Origin of the sequence: Paenibacillus sp. NRS-1781 (assembly GCF_050467745.1) — a bacterium.
Classification (GTDB): domain Bacteria; phylum Bacillota; class Bacilli; order Paenibacillales; family Paenibacillaceae; genus Paenibacillus; species Paenibacillus terrae_A.
In genome coordinates this window covers 85551-104369 of record NZ_JBITPI010000063.1, presented here as the reverse complement: position 1 = coordinate 104369, position 18819 = coordinate 85551, and the positions used below count along the sequence as shown (strand labels likewise).

Here is an 18819-nt window from a genome sequence, read left to right as displayed (position 1 = left end):
TTCCTAGGATTGGGTGAACAACAACCCACGTACAACGTTTGATTTATCCTTGACGATTTCCGCCTTGAATTTACCACTTGGATTTACATATTCGTTTTCTTTCTCACTCAGCGTATTCGTTATTTTTCCTGTCTTATCACTTCCACCATTCACCGCTCCATACTGTTCACTGTCTGTGCTAATGTTCAGAGCATTACCGTACCACTGACCTGCCATGTTTTTTCCAGTTTTAATCTGAATACCAAATTGGTCCTTACCCTGAAATTTTCGCAGTGCATTAGTCACCTGGGACCCGCTGATCGTTGTACCGTCATACACCGTAAAAGAGGCTTGAGACAACTCGGTCTGGATATCGGCAAAATTGTTTTGTGCTGTTTTGGTTGCCTCCTGTGCCGAAATAAACAAAATAACTACAATTGTGATCAGTGCAATGGTCAAAAATATGCCAGCAGCTACTTTTAAGGCTGTTGATGCGTTATTCATTATTTTTCTCTCCTTAGCTGTGATATCGTAATAGAACTACTTACTGAATTTTTTGTATTTGCTCATAATAGCTATCCATTTGGACAAAGCTCATACCAATCAAAGGGATGACCAAATACAAAAAGATAAGACCGTACATCGGAGCAAAACCAATCATCCTTCCCCAGATGGCCTTACTGTCTATAATTTTTTCATACTCCTGTTTTCTTTGTTCAAAATAGTAAGACATATGGGAATCCAAATCGTCGAAGGCCTCTCGAATCGTAATTTTGCCCAAAGACAGATGCAGCTTGTCCACTAGGCGTTGAAATTCGGGGAGTGGCGCTTCTTCTTTCAACAAGTCAAGTGCTGCCTCAGGCCCGTGCTCATAATGAAGCAAGCATTTTTGTAAAGGTCTTTTGAAAATAACCGAAAATCGGTTCAGCCATTCCAATATTTCCTCCACAGACATTCGTTCCATGGCTCGCAAAATCGAAATGACCGTTTGAAACTGGTAAACCTCATGCCTCATATCCAAGCGCCGCATTTTTCGCTGCACATACAACAAGAGTATAGGCATCTGATAGGCTGCATACCCAGCAACCATACTAATCAGCACTTCCCACCACTTGATATATTCCGCGTTCCACGCTCCCAGCTTTTGCAGAATACGACGCGTATTTTCGGATAGCTGCTCCGGAGTATATCTGCTACCAGAAACCTGCTTCAATGCTGCATACGTCTGCTCATAGGTGCTGTCTGCCCTCATGTTTAGCGCATGCATCATTTTGCGGTCAATCTCACTCTGCTTGAAAGCTTCTTTTTCCTCCGCTGGACCCAAACGCCCAAACATTTGTCCCGATTGAACCGGAGCGTGGAGAATATGTGTTTTCTCAGCTTCATGTAAAATAAATACCATGCTAATGCTGAGCACCAATCCTGCGATAAAAAGAGTGATTCTGCGTATGTACAGCCACTCCAGTTTGACCTCTGCACCGCTTTCCTTTAGCAGCCGGGTCAGTTGGAAATAAGAGGGCATATGCTGCTGCGGAATTAAAGCATCCACCACATTACGAATAATGGGGAAACGGTACAGCTTTTGCTCCCAGACCCGCCGTCCTTTGCCCGCACGATATCCAGTCTCGTCAGTCTGTTGCAGCTTTTGTAGCAGGAAGTAAGATACAATAATTACAATATAGACAGACAATTTTGTGATAAAGCCCCATTTCCCCTGATAAAACTCATCCATAGATGGAAAGCTGGACCTTGCCCATCTTTCGATCGGCATTGTAAAGAAAACAGGTGCAAGTGCGATCACATTTAAACTTTTAAGCAGGTAGTCCAGTTTATTTCTCCGCAGTAGCTCCAGTTGGATTTCGCGCGCAAGACTGCCAAGTCCCTTTAAATAAATGGAGCCTCCCTCTTCAATCCGGTCACCAAATTCCATTACCATATATGAAATACCGGCAAATGCTTTTAAAAACCGATTAGGAGCAGACTCATAGTATCTTTCCAACGCTTCGTGCGGATCAGCGTCCGTCAGCGCCTCATGAATAAGTCGCGCATGCCTTCCAGCCTCAGATCCTGCCAAATCGGCCGCCTCAGATATTGCCTCTTCCACCATGCCGTGCTGATGATAATGATGGCGTACATTGTCGAACAATTCGATCATCTGTGCAAGCAGCCTTTTTTCCATCCGGCTAATCGCCATATCCAAAATGAGACTATTAATCACCACTCCGCATAACAAAGCCAGCACGGCAAACTCTAGCCCAGGTTTCATCATAAGCAACACAACGCCGCTACAAGCAAAAGCCACCCAGATGAACAACGTCATTTTCATCGTTTCAAGGCGAAGCTTATATTCATCATAGGCGTGCAAACCGGATAATCGTTTGCGTACACTCGTGATGTACCCGGATGTAATAGGGTATCTCATGCCTAGCGTGTACAACTTGTGCATTGCAGATTGCATTTGCCGTTGCAGTACTGCTTTTCCCTTGCGTCCCTCTCGCACAGAATGAATTCGCCCTCCGCGGATTGCATGACCATTGCGCTTACGCAGCCACCACAAAGCCACATAGAGGAGCGCAAAGCATCCACCGGAAATGAGCAAAACCCACAGTAAAATTACTTTAAGACTCATAGGCTTCCTCCCAATAGCGAGTCAGGAATCTGCGAAAATCTCCGGCATCCTTGACGTTCATTTGTTCACACATTTCTTCTGCACTTTTGACTGTTAGAGGCTCGATCGCCATATATCTCCCATTCCGATATTCCATAACATGACGATAGCTATAGCTCGACGCAGAGTTGGAGCCTGAATCTATATGATCAGAATCGTGCGGCACACATTCCGTAATCCGTTCAATATATCGCCGTCCCTCAGCATCACGCTTGAGATGCACATCAAAGTTAATGACATGAACGACCTGTTCCTCGGCAATACCTTCATGCTGAAACACTCCTGTTTTAAGCAGTGAATTACGAAGAGAGAACACAAGATCGCGAAAGGTTTTGGCATGATGGGTAAAAATGGTGAACAGACTGGCAACCTGCGACATTTGAATCATCCATGCGGCTACTTCGTCACTCGCTACTTCACCAAGGATATTGACGGTTCCATCTGTCTTTTTCTGCAAATCAAGCCCTTGTTGCCCTGAAATATGATCCGTTTCCCGAAAGGTCAGAATGTTACGGCGGCTGTAAATGCTACGCAGATGCAACTCAAAGGCCATTTCCTGCACACGAAGCGTATACGAAGCGTAAATATGCTTGACCATCGCCATCAGAAGCGTCGTTTTACCTGAGCCTTGCGCCCCGGTGATTGCTGTGATCCGGCTGCCTTTCATTAAATAAGAAAGTAACTGTATCGGAAACTCAGCATTTTCCCCCTTAATTAATTGCTCGAGCGATGCGCTTTGAATATCAAATTTACGGACAAAGAAAGCCCACGATTCTGAAAAAGGAGGTCTTACTACAACGACCCGTGACCCATCTTTCATTTCGTTCACCTTATATCCATTTGCTTCGGAAAGCTGTCCGGGGTAATTGTATTTGTAAATATTTTGGCACACCCTTTTAAGCTCCCGCTCTGAACCGAAGGAAAGGAACGAAAGGTGAATGGTCTTGCCTTTATAAAAAATCCACACGCTCTCATAGCCATTAGCTATCGGTTCAGATACTTGTTCGGATGTATAATGATCAGAAGGCCAATCCGCCGATACAGGTATTCCGCCTTCCGGTACACCGCTAACGCCCCCACTGACACCGTCGATCCGCTGGTCACGAATATCATCAATGACGGAAAAGCCTTTATAGTGCTGATAAATCCGCTGTACAATAATATCTACCTTCTCCAGAAAGGAGAGAGGGCGATGCTCACAGTCATAGATATAGCGAATATCCTCCGCCGTGATATGATAACTTCCATCCTCTTCACCTTGCTGCGAATACCTCATTTCCGCCAAATCATAAGTATCGAGTAAGCGTGAAAGAGCATCAACACCAAACTTTTGCTGATATTGGTAAAATACAATTTCGAATTGGTCCTGTACGCTAAACAGCTCTGGTCTGGAGAATGGCATAACACTATCGACGATCTTTTCGTTCAAGCCGTAACCGTTAATCAGCAGCTCAGCCATCAGGTTTTTAACAAACCGTTTGTCTCCACTACTGCCATTGGCGCAGTCCTTTAACGCCCTGCGCAGCTCGGCCCTTTGATGGATACGCCGCCTGTATTCCTCTTCATGTAATCCGGCATCCGCCATCTGGCTATGACTTAGCTCATGCAGCGCATTTTTGATGTACTCCATCAGCGTCTCCAATGTGGCATCTTCACTCTCTGGAGCTACTCGAGTAGTTGAATGCCGCAAGCGAAGGCTCCCTCGGTATTTAACGATAACCAGTATGATACACAACAGAATGATGCAAGTAAGAATTAGCACGTTGATCATTTGAGGGGACAGCATTTAAGCGCCCCTCTCCAAAGCCTTGAGCCGAAGATCGGACTCTGCCGCCTCCAGAATAGCCTTGCTAATCTGCCGTATGCTCTGTGCCCATCCTACTGGCATAAAAAGCTTACGGTCCTTCTCTTTCCCGCTTCGTACATCCCGTTGCACATGACCTATCATGTCTCTGCGGTTCCACGCATCCATAAATTCGGTGCTGTAAGGAACAGTATGGAGTGCTCCCTTGTAGCCATACCTCCTGCGAATATTCGTCACATTTGCTTGAGAATGCACATCATATTTCCCAAGCACGATCAATAGTGGCAATTCCGAGTAAATAGATAATGGAGACACTGATTCAAAGTAGGCATCCAGTTCTCTCATATTTTGAGTTAGCGAAAGAACCGCCAGCTTGGATCGCACACATGCTTCATGCTGTACAGCTCCCCATCCTGCTCCACTCCCTGCATCAACCAGCGTCAAATCATAATACTGATCCGCTGTATCCATCACTGCTCGTACAAGAGCAGAGGATAACAGGGGCGGCGCGGCTCCAAAGCTTGAGGTTCCCTCAAGCACATCGAGAGTCTGCTCCAGTACAGGCGTCGTATAATTACGAATATTTTCTCTAGACAATGTCCCTCGCAGAGCTAATCGTGCAAGAGCATCCCAACCTCCCTCCTGAAGCTGTAAGCTTGGATCGTCCATACGATGTTCTTGTATAGGAAATCCCGACTCTATACCGGTATGTCTGCGCCCCAAATGGGTCAGCAGCAGTCGTCCTCTATAAAGATTACCTATGGTGACGGCTATGGCAGCCGCTAAGGAACTGCTTCCACTCGCTCCCTTAACCGGACTCCAAAACAAAATGGTACTCATGCTTTCCTCCTCTCCGCATGCTTTAACGCACGACGGCTCTCTTTGGGTTCCCAATCCATTAATTCTCCAATACAACGACTCAGCTCTTTCTTGTACACTCTAGACAATGGCTTAAGCTTGAGCTGTTGTTTGTGCTCATTTTCAAGCTTTAGGGCAAAATGCCCTTCATCCCATGGCAAGACATACGGTTCCTGCTGCCAAGAGGCAGGGAAGTGGTTCATGTATTCCCACAAATACGGCTCCTCCACGCCACAATCTACAGCCTGTATAAATAATTTGTGAAATACGAGATTTTTGGGAAATTCAGGTTGACTGAACAAACGCTCAAGCCACACCCGTCCGTTATCCATTAACATCCGGCTATAGTCACTGACCCAAATCCGCTGTTCTGCCTCTTGCCAAGCAGATATCGGACAGAAATCCGGCGACTCTACATCCAGAATAACGATGTCATAAGCCAAACCTGCTTTCCGATCAGCCATCATACCAATATGCAGATCCTCCCAAGATGTAAAACCCATGGCCACATCAAAATCGCCAAACTGCACAATGGGGAGGGGTTTGTCGAGCATCCCTATGCTATATCGATACTGTCCCCGCAGCGTAGCATCCACAAGCAACACTCGTTGACCGGATGCTGCCAATATACTGCTGATATATAACAAGGTATCGCTTTTATCACATAGCCCGGCAAATATCCAAGTTTTCATACGTTTGTCCCTTTTCTCTGATTTATTTACCATATAGATCAGAGCTACCGCTCTGCGTTAAGATATCTGCTTGTTCTTTGGCATCCTGCCCGTTTCCATATCCGTCCCCTGTATTAGTACGCTCGCTCAAAGCTCCATCTGCATTCGCTCCCGCATGCTGTGCTGCAACTTCCTCACTCAGGCTTCTCTCTACAGATGTCGATATTACATTGTTTGATGCACTAATTGCATTTTCAAGAGATTCCCGCAACTGCTTGGACAGCTTTTGTTCAGCAACGCGGATCAAATTAGGATCACTGTTCATTAACTCTAACACCTTCGAATTAGGTGGATAGGTCGGGATCGCCCTCGGCTGGAACTGCGGATCGACATACGTTAATGCATAGATAGATGCTTTATGCAGATAGGCATCAACAATTCCGCTCGAAAGTGATAATATCTCCTGCTCATTCAAAGTAACCCAGATGACCGGACCTTCAAGTTTGGAAATTCGCTTTTTGGATAACAAAATATAATCCTGACCCGTTGGAAATTGAATGCGGATATCCACTTCATTTCCGGCTTGTAGGCTATTTGGGAGGACCACCACCTTCAGCTCCCTGTTACGCAGGTCTTTAGGAGTGGGTTCATCGGTGGTAATCATAGCTGATGTAAGCACGGACCCTTTTTTCAGCTCAATTTTAGCCGTGGTGCCGGAAGCTTCATTTTTACCCGCAACCAAATTGGCTGGAGCCTGAGAGCCAGGAACCGTGATTCCCTTCAAATCACTAGGTGTAATTTGTTCACCCGGAGAAATGTCACGAACAACAACCCAACCCTTTTTCGCGGTTCGTTGTTCTTGCTCATAACCTTTCCATTTTTGTGCTGCTTCTACTTCGGCCTGTTTCCTGACATCATTTAATTGATGGGTGTTAATTATAAGGTAGCTCGCGAAGACAACGCCAACAATACCCGCACCAATACAACCAGCGTAAAGCTTTTGCTTACTGCTTTTTCTTAGCTTGGACACACAACTTCTCCCCTGCCTTTTTGATATATACCTTTTATCTAGCGGTGACTGCGTTTGAGGAATCCGAAGCGTCTCTTTCGGGTATCGGGAATGGCTCCACGAAATATCTCATCCAGCACCTGATCCATCTCTTCTTCCTGCTCAAATGGATCGGAATGGAACGGTAAAGCAAATACTTGATCGTGATCTAATTCCTTACGTAGCCTGCGCACAGCCTCCGATGCTGCCAGCGGCAAGCAGTAATTCCATTTATGCTGTGGGTGGCGCTGAAGTGAGCGGGACAGCCCGGCTATATCCTGAATTCTCCACTCGGCTCCAGAACCGACCACTAGCGGGTAATCCGCTCTCAAAAATTCTTCCAGCCGCTCATTGTCCTGCCCACTCCCCAAATCAAGTACGATAAATTGGTAAGAGCCACCCAGTAACGCAATGACATCCGCACGGGATGTTTGCCGCCAATAATGTACTCCATCTACCTCAAAGCGCCGACTTGAACTCGCTCGCCCAACAGGTACTCCGTCTACCACTTCTTGAAGCCTAGCAAATGCTTTGGCTGTACTATGCAGTTCGACCAAAGCCACTGAACGAGACCTTCGTGCCAGATAGTGGCTCACTACAATCGCCGTGTGCGTTGCACCGGAACCAGAAGACACGCCCAGCACAGCTACAACCCTAGTACCTCCATATTCGATAGAAGCATCGCTAACAGACACTCCTTGTTGAGCAGGTTGAAAATCTGCACTACGTCGAAGCTCCCCGATCACCTCTCCGGCAGACTGAAATCGCTCCCCTGGATGATGACGCAGCAGCTTGCGAATCACCGGGATCAAATGACGAGGTAGTTCCCCACGAATATATCCTTCTACTCCGGCCGTCCACTCGCTATATTTGCCACCTGTACAGAGATACAACAACAACGCTCCCAAGCTGTACAAGTCCGAACGGGCATCCGTTTGGCCTGCTCCATATTGCTCCGGGGCTGCGAATCCCACCGTGCCCAGCTTTACCGTATCCTGATCCAGTTCAGCCTTATAGCTCCGTGCTATGCCAAAATCAATCAGCTTAAATTCCATTTCTGGTGTCAGCATAATATTCGTCGGTTTCAGATCCCGATAAATAACAGGCGACTGGCGAGTGTGCAAGTAATCCAGCACATCCAGCAACTGCAAAGCGAATGGAACCATTTGCTCCTGCGGAATATGGCCTTGGTAACCCTTCATGTACGCTTCCAGCGTAATCCCTTCAATATAGTCCATAACCAGATATACCGCCCCGGATGGCGGATGCTCGAAGAAGTCAACAATTCTCGGTAATCGTGGATGACTCAGCGAAATCAGCATCTCTGCCTCCGCACGTACAAGCTTCATCATTTGCGGGTCCGCAATGGACTCCTTCACAGCCCATTGCTTACCTGGCAGCTTCAAATCCTCTGCCATAAACACGCTGCTCATACCTCCCGTACCCAACGTGCGGACAATCCGGTAACGCTCACCCACGATCGAACCGTATTCCAAATTCGATTGTTTTTTCATTTCTCTCCTACCTCCCTTCTATAAGCAAACAACACAAAAAAGGGAAAGCCTACCGCAAAAACACAATCTTCATGTCACCATGAAAATGATGTTCGCGGGATGCTTTCCCTTTATTTATACGTGGTTATACTATTTTTAAGAAACAATTTGGGTTTATTATATAGCACACCTATATCGATTGTAAAGCATTATTTTCCATACTTGATCATATACAGTGTGATCTCATCCCGGTTATGGAATAGCTGCTTGGCCCGCTGAATCTGCATGCCGGACTGCTCGAACGAAGCGATCACATCATGAATAAGCGCCAAAGGCTTTTTATGCATTAGCTTGACCGTTACGATGGCAGTACCTCCACTGCGTAAACTATACAGCAATTCGGTGACGAGCCTCGCCATTTGTTTGGGACTCCAACTCATATCACAGACCAGCAGATCGAATGTATTTTCTTTGAATTTGACCTCACTCGCATTTTTACGTAAAAAAGTCAGATTGGCATACTTCATCAACGAAGGCTCCATCTTTGCCGGATCAACCGCAGTTACTTTGAGTCCACGCTCCAGCAAAAAGGAAGTCCACCCACCTGGTGCTGCCCCGATATCCAGCCCTTGATGAAAAGCGCTAAAATCAATGCCAAACGTTGCTTCTGCTTCCAGCAGCTTGAATTTGGCACGAGAGATTTGTCCGTCCTCCTTCTGAAAACGAACTGCGCCTCCGCTCCAATCCGATAGATTGTCCTGTGGATGCGACACACCTGCATACCATGTATCCATATCCGCAAAAACGGACACAATAACCTCTGCCCCCTGCACCGTAAGCTCCATAGGAAGATCACTTAATTGCTCACTCAAAGCCTGCTTGAGCGCACCTGCGTTTTCAGTCCAACTGCTGCCAGCTCCTTTACGCACCTGCAAAGCAACACGCTGGTCTATCAGTTCTCTGCGGTTACGGATAAAAGCAACCAAACGCTCCAGCACCTGAGCCAAATCCGCACCTTCCTCCTGAAAATGCACAGGAAATAAGTGACGCAAAAACATGGGCGGCTGACCCGTAATCGCCCCAACTGCCTCACTGGCATCCGATTGTAATGTAGCCAGAAAAATTTCACCTGGTAAAAGGATAGTGCTTTTCACAGAACCAAACATTCTTCTAAGCTCTTCCTGGGCATAAGGTGCAAACCCATGGTTGGCAGTGCAAACAAATCTTGACGATGACAAAGCGGTTCCACCCTGTACATCTTTACTCATGTATAGTTCCTCCAAAATAACGTTACCCTCCAGTGCACACCCGAATCCAGGGACGTTCGCCATCCCAATCCAGCTCAACTGGAACTTCATAAGTGTGCATAATCAATTCTTTCGTTAAAACCTCTTTTTTCGGTCCGGCTGCTGCCACCTTGCCATCACGGATTAGCGCCACATGGGTAAAGAGGGGGACTATCTCCTCAATATGATGGGTTACATAGACCACTGACAAATCCCGTTTGCGAAGCCGATCAATTTCAACCAGCATTTTTTCCCGCTCAAATAGATCCAGTCCGGCGCAAGGCTCATCCATAATCAGCAAACGAGGCTCCGCCATCAGTGAACGGGCCAGCATAACCTTTTTGCGTTCCCCCTGAGATAAAGTACCCAACGGATGATTCATCAGCGCACCTAAATTCATCCCCTCCAGCAGAGATACGGCTTTTTCCTTTGTCTCTGTAGGGATCTCCTGATAAAAACGCAAAAAAGCATACGCTCCAGTAGCAACTACTTCCCATACCGGATCTTTTAAAGCCAATTTTTCCAGCAACGTCTGGCTGATATATCCAATCTGCTTGCGTACTTCCCGTACGTCACATTGACCATATGTTTGCCCAAGCACTTTGACCGTTCCACGACTCGGAAACATATACCCAGTCATCATTTCCAGCAATGTTGTTTTACCAGAGCCGTTACGCCCCAGAATGGCCCAGTGCTCATTTTTCCGTATTTCAAGATTCACATCGTCCAATATTCGGCTTTCATCCCGCTGCAATGTGATGTTCTTCATGGATATCATTCCACCACGCTCCTTATCCTGCTCAGCAAGTGTTCCACAGATTCCATTTTGTAAATGATTTCAGGACTTCCGTTCTCACCGTTATATAAAAGAAGCGCAGGAACACTGGAAATCCGGTGCTCCTGTACCAGTTCGGGAATATAGTTAATGTTGCTTTGCACCACGACTCCTTCGGGGAGCAAATGCTCTGCCACTTCCAGCATCCGCCGGGTAGCCGCGCAGGTTCCACACATGGGAGTGTACACAAACAAAGCCAGCTTGCATCCCTCCCATATGGCGCGACGCACCTCCTTTTGTCCCAGCTCCTTCATCGTTCCGACTCTTTTTGGATCTCGTGCATGCGCTCCTCCGGTACCGGCCCGTTATGCACGGTGACTCCTTCCGGCTTATTGGCATACAGCAGCTCATACATGGCTCGTCGGCCCTCCGCACTGGAGGAATGCAAATAAATTTCACGCGGATACAACTGCTGCCCTGCAATGGCAGCAGCCACATCTTTCCCCGTTGGCTGACCCGGTCCCAAATCATAATCCAGCGATAGCACCGAAATCGGGTATTCTTGAAGCAGTAACAAACACTCCTCCGCATCCCTTGCCAGCTTAAAGCCCGGAGGACAAGGCCGAAAATCGTCCATAAACAAATGCATCAACATCTCCTCCTTTTTCCCATCGATGCAAGCTTCTTAAGCCTCAAAGATGAAGATCATCCTTCAGACCGTTTAACTGCCAGCTTTGGATCATTTGAATATCTTCGCGATGTGTCCCATCAGGTCCCGTTTCGCTTTCCAAAACGACAGGAATGCCCCTTACTGGCTCCTGTTCCGTCATCCAACACATGCCCTCCAGACCAATACAACCCTGCCCGACACGCGCATGTCTGTCTTTTTTAGAGCCATACGGGTATTTGGAATCGTTCAAATGAACTCCACACAGGGCTGGCCAATAGCCCAGACGATCCCCTTTTTCGATCAACGCCTCATCACGTCCACCGTTCCACAATCCTGCCGCATACGCATGACAGGTATCCAGACAAAAGCCGATGCTATCAGGATATTGACACAACTGGCGAATTTGTACCATTTCCTCCAACGTGGTTCCCATCAGACCGTGATCCCCTGCCTGATTTTCAATCAGTATTCTAGCCTTTCCCTGCCATCCTTCCAGCACATCATCAAGACAAACAATGATATTTCGATAACCCTCCAGCGGTTCAGACGCATGGGTATGCCCAAAATGAACGACAATCCCCTTTGAGCCACAGGCTTCAGCGATATCCAGATCGTTTCGCAATGAAGCAACTGTCAGCTCATAAAGCTCCTGTCCGCGTTCGCGCCCGTGAGCTGGATTAACGGGATATGGGGAGTGGCCAATAGATTGGATTTCATGCTTTACACAGTAAGCTTTGCAGACAGCCGCATCAGCAGCATTCCATTCCTTCACTCTAAGACTACGTGGATTTTTCGGAAAATATTGAAAAGAACGTCCACCCTGCTCTCGTGCACGTACAGCGGCTTTGGAAAAACCACCTCGCGTACTAACATGAGAGCCGATCAGCAGTTTAGGCATCATGCTGCTGTACCGGGCAATAAAATGCTTTTTTTCCCGCCAGCTCAACCCGCACAATTTTCCCGCCACTTGGAGATTCTTCTCCTTCACGGTCATACACCCGGCACTGATGATCAAAGCCGCCCGTTAGCGTATCCCCCTCCATCAGAGGCATATCCATATAACCGCCTTCCGCAGTAGCTTCACGAAGCACGGATTGCGTAGCATGATACAGCTTTTCCACTTTTTCCGGTGACTGTACGATGCTCTGTACTTTGGAACCTGGTGTAAATCCGGCAATATAAGCAATTTCGTCCGAATAACAATTTCCAATACCGGAAAAAACATGCTGATTCACCAGCGTTGTTTTCAAAATACCCCGACGTCCCTTTAGACATGCTGTAAACTTTTCTAATGTCATACGACGATCCAGCGGGTCAGGTCCGAGTTCAGACATCGCCTCTTCTGTTTCTTTAGCCGTCAGCAGGTGCAGGTAACCCAAGCGCAGCCCGATAAAATAAAGCTTTACTCCACTAAAATCCAGTTCAATTTGAACCGTGCGATCAGGACGCTGCTCCTCCGTTCCCAGATACAACAGTCCTCCCAGCATCAGATGCAGCACGAGCCGCCCACCCGTGTTCAGATGAAAAATCAAGTGCTTGCCTCGACGCTCCATATATACAACGGTAGTTCCCAGCAATTGCTTCTCAAACGTTTCCACTTCGGTATTAATGGATTTCACACGGTTAACCGTCACTCCGGTAATCGGAATGTCCAAAATTTGTTTTGACAATAGCGTTCTGTAGTTCTCCATCTCAGGAAGTTCCGGCATGTCAACATCTTTCCTTTCGTAGCTGCAAATCACTTTTGATTCTTGCAGATTTTTTTAAAATGTATATTTACTATTACTTAAACTCTTCCCGGAGCCAATCCTGCAATTCATCCAGATTGTCAAATATCAGGTCAGGTTTTACTCCAACGGCACGCATATGTCCGTCCATATTAGCGCGGGTCGAAACACCCGATAGTATGAGAGCTGTTTTGCAACCTGCCGCCGCACCTGCCGCAATATCGGTAAGCATATTATCGCCCACAACCAGAGCTTCATCCGCTCTAATGTTCAAGCGATCCAGCGCATAGCTCATTAACACGCTTGAAGGCTTGCCGATGACGACGGGCTTTACCTGTGATGCCGCCTCAATCGCAGCTCCAATCGTTCCTGCCCCCGGCATGAGTCCATCTTGTGAAGGTAATTGAAGATCAGGGTTTGTCAAAATATAAGTGGCTCCTTCCCGAATCCATCGCATAGCAGCAACCAGCTTATCATATGTAAATTGGCGATCTATCCCCTGCACCACATAATCAGGGTGATCCTCCACAAGCTGCAATCCGGCATCCGTAAGAGCCTGACGTAATCCCGTTTCACCAATACAATATACACGTGCTCCAGGGCTTTGCTGTGCAACATATTGTGCAGCCGCCAGCGCCGAAGTACATACTTCATTGCTAACTGCATCAATTCCCATACCGACCAAATGCTCCGCCACCGACTCGGGTGTGCGTGAAGCATTGTTCGTAACATAAGCGTAAGGTATCTGGTTCGTGCGCAATTGGGATATGAGCAGATCCGCACCCTTGATCATCCGTTCCCCATGATACAATGTTCCATCCAGATCAATCAGTAACGATTTTATCGTAATTCCCTCCCGCACTTCAAATCAATTCATCATAACATTGAAATTATAATTCATCCCATGAATGATGTTCACCTTCTCATTTAACCACCTTAATCATTCAGGTCATAAAATAAGTCGGCCTCCCCATTTCACTTTATCTATCTTAAGTCAAAAATACATATGAAGTCCATGAATTGCTGGTAAACGGTGCAAAATAGTGCCATTCCTCGCTAAAAGCCGTCGCTTTCCCAGGGAATAAGCTGCATCTCCGTCGAAATCCATCGAAGATGCCTAGTCTTCTAAGGAAATCTCCTGTATTTCCTGAGCCTGCTCAAAATACAAACCCCTTAAAATTCGATATATAGAAAACCAAATATGACATGTCTCCATATGTGGTATTACATATTCATTCGGTCTCACCCATATGTCGTCCTCATCTCTTGTCGCATCCTGCGCTTTCCCGGAAAATAATTTCACAGGAAAAACAAGGGCGCCGGAGCAAGCCCCGGCACCCATACACGTCTATCTTCTATAACTACCGTTTATGAACCAATATCGGGCACTGGTAACAATACATGCTGCTCCGCCAGCAATGAATTAGGGAATGCAATCCGTGCTTCCTCCAGCAAAGGCTGGAGCTGCTCCTGATCTTTATATCTGGAACTAAAATGTGTCATGATCAACTGACCCGCACCTGCCGCTTTTGCTGCTTCCGCTGCCTGGAGCGCTGTACTATGATGATATTCATACGCCGTATCTGCCAGCTCATGCAGAAAAGTGGCTTCATGAACGACAACCGTTGCATCCTGAGCTAGTACTACGGTATTCAGGCAAGGTCGAGTGTCACCGAGAATGGTGATGATACGTCCCTTTTTCGGTGCACCCAATACATCCTGGGGATGAAGCATGACTCCACCCTCCACCTCTACGCTTTCTCCACGTTTCAGCTTACCATACACCGGGCCGGGCTTGATTCCGTATCGCTCCAGCAGTTCCTGATTGAGCTTGCCGGGCTTATCCATCTCTACAATACGATAACCGTAGCTGTCAATACGATGATCCAGCAGAGCCGACTCCACACGGAATTGCCCGTCATCAAACAACTGCCCCCCCGTATGCTCCACAATATGTAGTTGGTAGTTGATACGGGATTGGCTGATGCCCAGAGATAATTCGATGTACTGCTTGAGGCCAGGCGGCCCATATACAGTTAACGGTGTCGTACCTCCCTGATACGCCCTGCTCGACAGCAGGCCCGGCAGACCAAAGAGATGATCTCCATGCAAATGGGTAATGAATATTTTTTCAAGCCTGCTTAGCTTAAGCGGCGAACGCAGTATCTCCTGCTGAGTTCCTTCGCCGCAATCAAACAACCACATGCTTCTTCGTTCCTCCAGCAAACGGAGTGCGATGGACGTCACGTTTCGCTGGATCGTAGGCACACCTGCATTCGTGCCAAGAAAATAAAATTCCATGACTTTAACCTTCTTCCTGTTGACCAGCAAAAAACCTCCGAAGCTCGGAGGGTCTTTGCTATCCCATCTGATAAAGGTGTTATACCTTTTCGACGTTAAAATACTGCGCCTGAGGGTGACTGAACACCATGGCTGATACAGAAGCCTCCGGTTCCATCATAAACCCTTCCGTCAGCTCAACGCCAATATCCTCAGGTTTCAACAGTTGGAACAATGGCCCCTGATCCTCCAGATCAGGACATGCCGGATAGCCAAAAGATACCCGTATGCCCTGATATCTAGCCCCATGCCGCTGTTTCATCGTCATGTCTGCCGAGTCCGGGAAACCCCAGCTGTCCCTTATAATATGATGAAGTCGCTCGGCGAGTCCTTCTGCCACTTCCAGCGCTACCGACTGAAGTGCATGAGAGCGTAAATAATCCCCTTTTTCTTTCCATTGCGTGGAAAGCTGCTGAATACCATGACCCGCCGTAACGACCATAAAACCTACATAATCCATAACTCCGAATTCCACCGATTTCAAGTAGTCAGCCAGACATAAATAAGGCTCTACTTGTTGACGCGGAAACGTAAATGTGTGCAGTACCTTGCTCACATCTGATGGATCATAAACCAAAATCTGATCTCCCTGTGACTGCGCCGGGAAGAAACGGTATACAGCATGTGCCTGAATAATTCCATCCGTAACGGCTTCAAACATGATGCTATCTACGGTTTCCTTCAACTGAGTCGCTTTCGGATTCCCCGAAGCCAGCAATTGCTCTACATTTCCTTTTAATCCAAGATGGTGCCCCATCAGCATCTGCATATTCACATAAGGCAAAATATAATTGAGCGGATAGTTACGCAGTACATGACGGTCCGTATCTGGCGGAATATAGACGGGCAAATCCTGAGCGATTTTAGAGCGAACAGCCCGGGTAAGTTTAGGCAACGGCTTGGCTTCCACAACCGTTGCGGCTTCCGCTTCCCGTTCAGCTTCCATTTCCTCAGCCATTTTCTTGCGGGACTCAGGATTCATCAGCTTGTTAGCTATGTCCAAACCATCCATTGCATCCTTCGCATAGACAACCATGCCGTCATACTCGGGACGGATACGGTTTTTCGTAAACTTACGCGTCAAAGCAGCTCCGCCAACCATAATCGGGATATCAATATTCGCATTTTTCAAATCCTGTGCAGTCAACACCATTTGTTGAGCGGATTTAACAAGCAAACCGGATAAGCCAATCGCGTCGGCCTTTTCTTCACGGTAAGCCTCAATAATGCGTTCTGGTGGTACTTTTATACCCAGATTTACAATATGGTAACCATTGTTGGATAGAATAATCTCCACCAGGTTTTTACCGATGTCATGCACATCACCTTTGACCGTAGCCAGCAAAATCTTACCTTTGACCGAGGATTCATTTTTTTCCATATACGGTTCCAAGAAAGTAACCGACGCCTTCATGACTTCAGCGCTTTGCAGCACCTCTGCAACGATCAATTCGTTGTTGTTAAAGAGACGTCCTACCTCTTCCATCCCCTTCATCAGCGGTCCATTAATAATCTCCAGCGAAGAATATTTGGCAAGCGCTTGCTCCAGATCCGGAATCAGGCCCTCCTTACTACCCTCTACTACATAGGAAGCCAGCCGCTCTTCGAGCGAGAGATTGGACACCTTCTCTTTTTTCTCCACTTTCTTATTACGGAAAGCAGCTACAAAAGCGGATAAAGTATCGTCGTTCGTTTTATAAATCAGGTCTTCGGCGAGCTTCCGTTCATGCTCGGGTATCGAAGCATAACGTTCGAGCTTCTCCGTATTTACAATCGCATAGTCCAAGCCTGCTTTGGTACATTCGTATAGATAAACGGAATTGAGCACTTCACGACCCGCCTCCGGTAAGCCAAAGGACACGTTACTGATACCCAGAATGGTGTGAACCCCTGGAAGTGCCTCTTTAATAATCCGAATCCCCTCAATCGTTTCCTTGGCTGAACCGATGTACTGCTCATCACCTGTTCCCACGGGAAATACGAGGGTATCAAAAATAAGATCCTCGGGTGCCAGACCGTAACGGTTCACCAGCAGATCATAAGAGCGTTTGGCCACTTCAAGCTTATCCTCACGAGAAATAGCCTGACCACGTTCATCAATGGTTCCAACAACAACAGCCGCGCCGTATTTATGAATAAGAGGTGCCATTTTCTCAAATTTCTCTTCGCCATCCTCCAAATTAATGGAGTTAATGATCGCCTTCCCTTGCGAATATTGCAAGGCGGTATCAATAACCTCGATATCCGTGGTATCAATCACGAGAGGGACTTTTACCTTATTCACAACCAGCTTCAAAAAGGCTTCCATATCCGTCATTTCATCGCGGTCCGGGTCCTGTACACAAATATCAATGACATGTGCCCCACTCTTTACCTGAGCACGGGCAATTTCAGATGCCTCTTCATATTTGCCCTCCACGATCAAACGCTTAAATTTGCGGGAGCCAAGAACATTCGTTCGTTCACCAACCATATAGGGACGATTCTCCTGTTCAATATATACAGGCTCAATACCCGATACAGCCGGTGGGTGATGGCCTTCCAGCGGACGCGGCTCAAACTGCGCCATACGTTCACTCATAACCCGGATATGCTCAGGCGTGGTACCACAGCAGCCTCCTGCAATATTCAGCCAACCTTTTTCGGCAAAAGCGGCCATTTTACGGGCCAATGAATCAGGTGATTCATGATATTGACCGTTTTCATCAGGCAAACCTGCATTCGGATAACAGCTAATGGCTGCTGAGGACATATCGGAGAGAGAGCGAATGTGATCCCGCATAAACTCCGGTCCTGTAGCACAATTCAGCCCGATCGACACCGGGTGCAAGTGTTCCAGCGAAATGCAGAAGGATTCGATATTTTGCCCTGCCAAAGTCGTTCCCATGGGTTCAATCGTTCCCGAAATCATTATGGGAAGCTCGATACCCGTCTTCTCAAAAGCCTGCCGAATTCCAATACTTCCGGCTTTGACGTTAAGCGTATCCTGCGAGGTCTCCAAAAGCAGGGCATCCACGCCGCCTTCAATTAGCGCCAAGGCTTGCTCTTCATAGCTCTCAATTAGCTCCGCAAACGTAACACCACCTGTCACGGATAATGTTTTCGTTGTCGGTCCCATAGCTCCTACAACAAAACGAGGCTTGTCCGCAGTACTATACTTATCTGCCGCGTTACGCGCCAGTTTAGCGGCAACCAGGTTAATTTCACGGGCGCGCTCCGGTATATCGTAATCCGCCAAAACAACGGATGTCGCTCCAAAAGTGTTCGTTTCAATCAGGTCTGATCCGGCCTCCAAGTATGCTTCATGTATCCCTTGAATGACATCCGGTCTGGTTAAGACCAACATCTCGTTGCAGCCCTCCAGCTCTTCCCCGCCAAAATCGTCGGGGGAAAGATCCTCTTGCTGGATCATGGTGCCCATGGCCCCGTCAAGAATGAGTATTCTTCGTTGTAATGCATCCTGTAAGCTAACTTTATCCAAAATCTCTTCACCCCCGCAA

The 18819-nt window shown here is 47.3% G+C and carries 16 protein-coding genes; all 16 read right to left on the bottom strand.

The window, feature by feature from the left end; translation table 11 throughout:
- Positions 1-3 precede the first annotated feature (3 nt).
- Positions 4-483 carry an ABC transporter permease gene (locus ACIFO6_RS21735; protein WP_137063305.1) on the bottom strand — a complete coding sequence of 160 codons (480 nt, stop codon included), beginning with the start codon at positions 481-483 and terminating at the stop codon, positions 4-6.
- A gap of 40 nt (positions 484-523) precedes the next feature.
- Positions 524-2608, bottom strand: coding sequence for a hypothetical protein (locus ACIFO6_RS21730; RefSeq protein ID WP_430043794.1), 2085 nt, complete (start codon positions 2606-2608; stop codon positions 524-526).
- Positions 2598-4433, bottom strand: coding sequence for an ATPase, T2SS/T4P/T4SS family (locus tag ACIFO6_RS21725; RefSeq protein ID WP_430043792.1), 1836 nt, complete (start codon positions 4431-4433; stop codon positions 2598-2600). The genes ACIFO6_RS21730 and ACIFO6_RS21725 overlap by 11 nt, the downstream gene beginning before the upstream one ends.
- Positions 4434-5291 carry a hypothetical protein gene (locus ACIFO6_RS21720; RefSeq protein ID WP_430043790.1) on the bottom strand — a complete coding sequence of 286 codons (858 nt, stop codon included), beginning with the start codon at positions 5289-5291 and terminating at the stop codon, positions 4434-4436.
- Positions 5288-6001: a hypothetical protein gene (locus ACIFO6_RS21715; RefSeq protein ID WP_430043788.1), complete on the bottom strand. Its 714-nt coding sequence runs from the start codon at positions 5999-6001 to the stop codon at positions 5288-5290. The genes ACIFO6_RS21720 and ACIFO6_RS21715 overlap by 4 nt, the downstream gene beginning before the upstream one ends.
- A gap of 22 nt (positions 6002-6023) precedes the next feature.
- A complete protein-coding gene (locus tag ACIFO6_RS21710; protein ID WP_430043787.1) occupies positions 6024-7010 on the bottom strand; it encodes an SAF domain-containing protein in 987 nt (328 codons plus the stop codon).
- 38 nt (positions 7011-7048) lie between these two features.
- Positions 7049-8542, bottom strand: coding sequence for a serine/threonine protein kinase (locus tag ACIFO6_RS21705; protein WP_430043785.1), 1494 nt, complete (start codon positions 8540-8542; stop codon positions 7049-7051).
- A 188-nt stretch (positions 8543-8730) separates the two neighbouring features.
- Entirely contained in the window at positions 8731-9789 is a 1059-nt protein-coding gene (locus tag ACIFO6_RS21700; protein WP_430043783.1) for an SAM-dependent methyltransferase, read from the bottom strand.
- Positions 9790-9811: 22 nt separating this feature from the next.
- Positions 9812-10585, bottom strand: a complete 774-nt coding sequence (locus ACIFO6_RS21695) for an ABC transporter ATP-binding protein (RefSeq protein ID WP_430043781.1) — start codon at positions 10583-10585, stop codon at positions 9812-9814.
- Positions 10582-10896, bottom strand: coding sequence for a thioredoxin family protein (locus ACIFO6_RS21690; RefSeq protein ID WP_430043780.1), 315 nt, complete (start codon positions 10894-10896; stop codon positions 10582-10584). The genes ACIFO6_RS21695 and ACIFO6_RS21690 overlap by 4 nt, the downstream gene beginning before the upstream one ends.
- Complete coding sequence (locus ACIFO6_RS21685) at positions 10893-11231, bottom strand: cyclic-phosphate processing receiver domain-containing protein (protein WP_430043778.1); 339 nt, start codon at positions 11229-11231, stop codon at positions 10893-10895. The genes ACIFO6_RS21690 and ACIFO6_RS21685 overlap by 4 nt, the downstream gene beginning before the upstream one ends.
- A gap of 43 nt (positions 11232-11274) precedes the next feature.
- Positions 11275-12153 carry a deoxyribonuclease IV gene (locus tag ACIFO6_RS21680; protein ID WP_430043831.1) on the bottom strand — a complete coding sequence of 293 codons (879 nt, stop codon included), beginning with the start codon at positions 12151-12153 and terminating at the stop codon, positions 11275-11277.
- Positions 12143-12961, bottom strand: a complete 819-nt coding sequence (locus ACIFO6_RS21675; RefSeq protein WP_430043776.1) for an Fpg/Nei family DNA glycosylase — start codon at positions 12959-12961, stop codon at positions 12143-12145. Before ACIFO6_RS21675 ends, ACIFO6_RS21680 begins: the two co-directional genes overlap by 11 nt.
- 73 nt (positions 12962-13034) lie before the next feature.
- Positions 13035-13841 (bottom strand): TIGR01457 family HAD-type hydrolase, encoded by an 807-nt coding sequence (locus tag ACIFO6_RS21670; protein ID WP_430043774.1) that lies wholly within the window; start codon positions 13839-13841, stop codon positions 13035-13037.
- A gap of 506 nt (positions 13842-14347) precedes the next feature.
- Positions 14348-15280, bottom strand: coding sequence for a ribonuclease Z (gene rnz / locus ACIFO6_RS21665; RefSeq protein WP_430043771.1), 933 nt, complete (start codon positions 15278-15280; stop codon positions 14348-14350).
- A gap of 79 nt (positions 15281-15359) precedes the next feature.
- Positions 15360-18800: a methionine synthase gene (gene metH / locus ACIFO6_RS21660; RefSeq protein WP_430043769.1), complete on the bottom strand. Its 3441-nt coding sequence runs from the start codon at positions 18798-18800 to the stop codon at positions 15360-15362.
- Positions 18801-18819 lie beyond the last annotated feature (19 nt).

Coding starts and splice junctions, on each gene's coding strand:
- ACIFO6_RS21735 (WP_137063305.1), bottom strand. CDS start 483: ATGAATAACGCATCAACAGCCTTAAAAGTAGCTGCTGGCATATTTTTG.
- ACIFO6_RS21730 (WP_430043794.1), bottom strand. CDS start 2,608: ATGAGTCTTAAAGTAATTTTACTGTGGGTTTTGCTCATTTCCGGTGGA.
- ACIFO6_RS21725 (WP_430043792.1), bottom strand. CDS start 4,433: ATGCTGTCCCCTCAAATGATCAACGTGCTAATTCTTACTTGCATCATT.
- ACIFO6_RS21720 (WP_430043790.1), bottom strand. CDS start 5,291: ATGAGTACCATTTTGTTTTGGAGTCCGGTTAAGGGAGCGAGTGGAAGC.
- ACIFO6_RS21715 (WP_430043788.1), bottom strand. CDS start 6,001: ATGAAAACTTGGATATTTGCCGGGCTATGTGATAAAAGCGATACCTTG.
- ACIFO6_RS21705 (WP_430043785.1), bottom strand. CDS start 8,542: ATGAAAAAACAATCGAATTTGGAATACGGTTCGATCGTGGGTGAGCGT.
- ACIFO6_RS21700 (WP_430043783.1), bottom strand. CDS start 9,789: ATGAGTAAAGATGTACAGGGTGGAACCGCTTTGTCATCGTCAAGATTT.
- ACIFO6_RS21695 (WP_430043781.1), bottom strand. CDS start 10,585: ATGATATCCATGAAGAACATCACATTGCAGCGGGATGAAAGCCGAATA.
- ACIFO6_RS21690 (WP_430043780.1), bottom strand. CDS start 10,896: ATGAAGGAGCTGGGACAAAAGGAGGTGCGTCGCGCCATATGGGAGGGA.
- ACIFO6_RS21685 (WP_430043778.1), bottom strand. CDS start 11,231: ATGCATTTGTTTATGGACGATTTTCGGCCTTGTCCTCCGGGCTTTAAG.
- ACIFO6_RS21680 (WP_430043831.1), bottom strand. CDS start 12,153: ATGATGCCTAAACTGCTGATCGGCTCTCATGTTAGTACGCGAGGTGGT.
- ACIFO6_RS21675 (WP_430043776.1), bottom strand. CDS start 12,961: ATGCCGGAACTTCCTGAGATGGAGAACTACAGAACGCTATTGTCAAAA.
- rnz (WP_430043771.1), bottom strand. CDS start 15,280: ATGGAATTTTATTTTCTTGGCACGAATGCAGGTGTGCCTACGATCCAG.